General features: G+C 30.4%; 3 protein-coding genes and 2 pseudogenes. All 5 read left to right on the top strand.

Going from position 1 to position 3650, the window contains the following annotated elements; genetic code table 11:
* Positions 1–1156: RHS repeat-associated core domain-containing protein (locus HMPREF2660_RS06095; protein WP_168160795.1), on the top strand; the 1156-nt coding region annotated here is incomplete at its 5' end.
* A complete protein-coding gene (locus HMPREF2660_RS06090) occupies positions 1143–1670 on the top strand; it encodes a hypothetical protein (protein WP_070486140.1) in 528 nt (175 codons plus the stop codon). The genes HMPREF2660_RS06095 and HMPREF2660_RS06090, both read left to right, overlap by 14 nt.
* A 255-nt stretch (positions 1671–1925) precedes the next feature.
* A pseudogene (locus HMPREF2660_RS06085) lies at positions 1926–2825 on the top strand (RHS repeat-associated core domain-containing protein); the annotation flags it as partial.
* Positions 2785–3228 (top strand): hypothetical protein, encoded by a 444-nt coding sequence (locus HMPREF2660_RS06080; RefSeq protein ID WP_070486136.1) that lies wholly within the window; start codon positions 2785–2787, stop codon positions 3226–3228. The pseudogene HMPREF2660_RS06085 and the gene HMPREF2660_RS06080, both read left to right, overlap by 41 nt.
* A 59-nt stretch (positions 3229–3287) precedes the next feature.
* Positions 3288–3650, top strand: a pseudogene (locus tag HMPREF2660_RS06075) (RHS repeat-associated core domain-containing protein); the annotation flags it as partial.

The raw sequence follows: 3650 nt of genomic DNA, 5'->3' as shown, positions 1-3650 counted from the left end.
CAGAACTTATAATTATGTTTACAATTACACCGATCACTTAGGGAACGTGCGTGTAAGCTACGCTTGGGATGATACCGAAAGTAAACTAAAAGTAATAGAAGAAAACCATTATTATCCTTTTGGTTTGAAACATACAGGTTACAATGATTTGACCTTGGGTGTAGAAATTGTAAATAGTAGTGATGTTCGTGTGGGTATAGGTGTAGTAAATATGCAAACCTCGGGTAGTGATAGTTATAACTACAAATACAACGGCAAAGAACTGCAAGAGGAGTTTAACATCAACTTATACGACTACGGGGCACGAAACTACGATCCTGCCATTGGACGTTGGTTCAATGTGGATCCGCTAGCGGAGAAATATATTACTAATTCTCCCTATACTTATGTTCTTAATAATCCTATCTTTTTTATTGACCCCGATGGTATGCAAGTAGAACATGATTATCAATTATTAAAAAATGGACAGGTTAAATTAATTAAAGAAACTACTGATAAGTCAGATACTTTATATGCTTCTAATAATGACGGTTCTGTAAATAAAAATAAAAGTGTTACTGTTCAAAAAGGAAGAGCGAGTGATAGTTCTGTAATAGGAGATTTATCCAAAGCAACTGGATATTTAGCAAATTTTAGAAATGAAAATAATAAAAATGGGGCTAGCATAGGTGAAGTTAGAATTGGATATACAAATAATGTCAATGATGCAGTTAACGTTTTTAATTTTCTAAATGCAAATACTTATTCAAATATAGAATTTGGCTTAATGAAATTTCAACAAAATGGGAATAGTAATAATTATCTAATTGGTACTCAAATGGAGTTTGATGCTCTTGGTAAAACATTTAGAGCAATGACTGATAGAATTGGAGGTTATGATAATATAATAGCATTCTATCATAATCATGATGGCTATGCAGGGTCTCATCCTAATGAAGTTGGAAATCAATGGTTATCTGATCAAAGTACAAGGAGAAGTGTACATGCTTCAACCTTAAAAAAGAGTTCCATGCTATCAAGATTTTTCACTGTTCATGAAGGTTTAGGAAATAAGGTTATTGAATTAAATCGATTTGGAACTTCAAATTCAGGCACTTTTACACCAGGTTCTGTAGGTAGTATTAATAAAATTAATTATAAAGATGTTAAAAAATAACCTTTTATTACTTATTTTATTTCTAATTTCAATTAGTTGTAAAAAAACAGAAATAGATTTACAATCAACAAATTCATCTCCACTAGTAGAAGAAATTTATAAAGTAGTGGATTCTATTTCTAATTATTTACCAAAACCATATCCTAATGTTATTTATACAGTTACTCATGAAAAAAAAGATAACAAGGATTATATTAAAATTTCTACCGCAAAATACATTAATAAAGATTCCATATCCGTATATAAAAATTATGAGAATCATTTAATAGTATTTTATTCTAAAAAATTTTTTAAGGATAAATTTAATAAATTAGATACTATAGGATTAAGTAAATATGATTCATTAATGTACAATCAAGAAGATATTTATATGTATCATCCTAGATATGAGGTTGTAGAACTTCTTGAAAATAATAAGTTTAAGGTATTATTACCTCAAGAACATCATCAAAAAAAATTATTTTATTTCGATGATATTTATATACCTGAACCAGAACCAAATAATTCACAATAAAGCAAAAGGCAAACGTTAGTTTGCCTTTTGTTATTTTATAAAGTAGCTACATTTTTATTAAAGAAATCTTTAAATTTTTTAGTGGTAAGCCTATATCAATTAAATAATATTACCTATATTTTGGTTGTTAATTTTTAGATTAACCCTTTTGGTTTGAAGCATAAAGGATATCAATCGCTGAAACAAGTCATCGGTATAGACAAAGATTCAGACGGCAGCACTAATATAGCAGCAGACTTCGGCATTGGTTTGAGTAATACGCTCTCAAGTGGTTCGGTGAATTACCAGTATAAGTACAACGGGAAAGAGTTCCAAGATGAGTTGGGGCTTGGGTTGTATGATTATGGAGCGAGGAATTACGACCCTGCTCTGGGTAGGTGGATGAATGTGGATCCACTGGCGGAGAAGATGAGACGCCACTCGCCTTATAACTATGCGTTCAACAATCCTGTATTCTTTATTGATCCAGATGGGATGGCGCCGAACACTGATTTTTTCGACTCTAAAGGAAATTTTATTAAACGTGTTGATGATGGTAAAACAGATATTAAAATATATGCAAGTAATACCAAAAAATATGTCTCTCCATCAAAGCTGGATAACTCTAGGGGATCTATAAGAGCTTTAGCCAAAATTTCAGCCCATTATACAAATAATAAAGGTTTTACAGGTACTGTCAAAGTAACAACAGCCAAAGGAGATGGTAGTGCATATCATGAGGGGAAAGGTAAAATAGTAATAAGGAAAGACACTTTTGATAGAGGTAAATTGGACAATTATGGAAATTTAAATTCAGTAATAAACCATGAAATAGACCATGATAAAAATGAGGTGAATCAATTCTCGGATCATGCAGATACATATTTAAGAGAAGCTTCAAGTCCTGATTTTAATGAAGCAACAGATGATTATAAGATTAATAATGCAAATCAATTTGTTAATAGGGTTTTAAATGCATATGATAATAATGAAATAAATGAAAAAGGGCTTAATAGTTCTATAAGTACTTATAATTCTAAAAATAAGGGGAGTTTGCATTTATCGGTACCACAATTTTTAGGTTCAGTTAGAGGGGCTAGTTATAATTTAAAAATTAATGGAAAAAACACATATAATGGCTTTAAATATGAAAAATTGGATAATCCTTCTATGTAGTTTGTTATTCTTTCAGTGTGATTATAGAAATGATTTATATAATCTTCTTACAAAAGAAGATATAACTTATTGGGATTATTATAAGTATAGCGATATATCTGGTGATAAACGGATTCAGTCTTTAAGTTTTTCAAAGAATGGAGAATGTAAAGTTTATTCAGTAACGGTTGATGGAAAGAGAAATAATTACGAGCTTTCTGATTATAGCAAGTTAATAGGAGAATGTGATAAATGGAGGATAATAAATGATTCTGTAATTAATATTAGATGTAAATGGGACTATAAATTTACAATTATAAATGATAGTACAATTTATTTAAAAAATAATCATACAAAAGAAGTGAAAAAGCTCTACAAATCTAAAGAAAATATAATTGTTTTAAACAACACTCGTATGAATTAAAAGTAAAAGGCAAAGTTTCGCAGCCAGGTGGGGTCAAAGACGGAACCAACATTGATGATTTGGAATATACCTATCAAGCCAACTCCAACAAATTGCTGAAAGTAAAAGACAAAGTCTCGCATGCAAGCGGTTTTAAAGACGGAACAAACACGGGGAATGATTATGCTTACGATGAAAACGGAAATTTAACAAAAGATTTGAACAAAGGAATTTCCGAAATCAAATACAATCACTTAAATTTACCTACAGAAGTTATTTGGAACAGCAACAAAAGGATACATTACGCCTACAATGCAAACGGTTTAAAGCTAAGAAAAGTAGTAATAGATGGTACCAAAGTGACCACCACAGATTATTTAGGTGGATTTCAATACAAAAACAATGATTTACAATTTTTCCCAACATCGGAAGGGTATGTAAAT

The organism is Weeksella sp. HMSC059D05, from assembly GCF_001809725.1.
Taxonomy (GTDB): Bacteria; Bacteroidota; Bacteroidia; order Flavobacteriales; family Weeksellaceae; genus Weeksella; species Weeksella virosa.
Note: the sequence above shows the minus strand (reverse complement) of the source record. Positions and strands in the feature narration are given on the sequence as shown.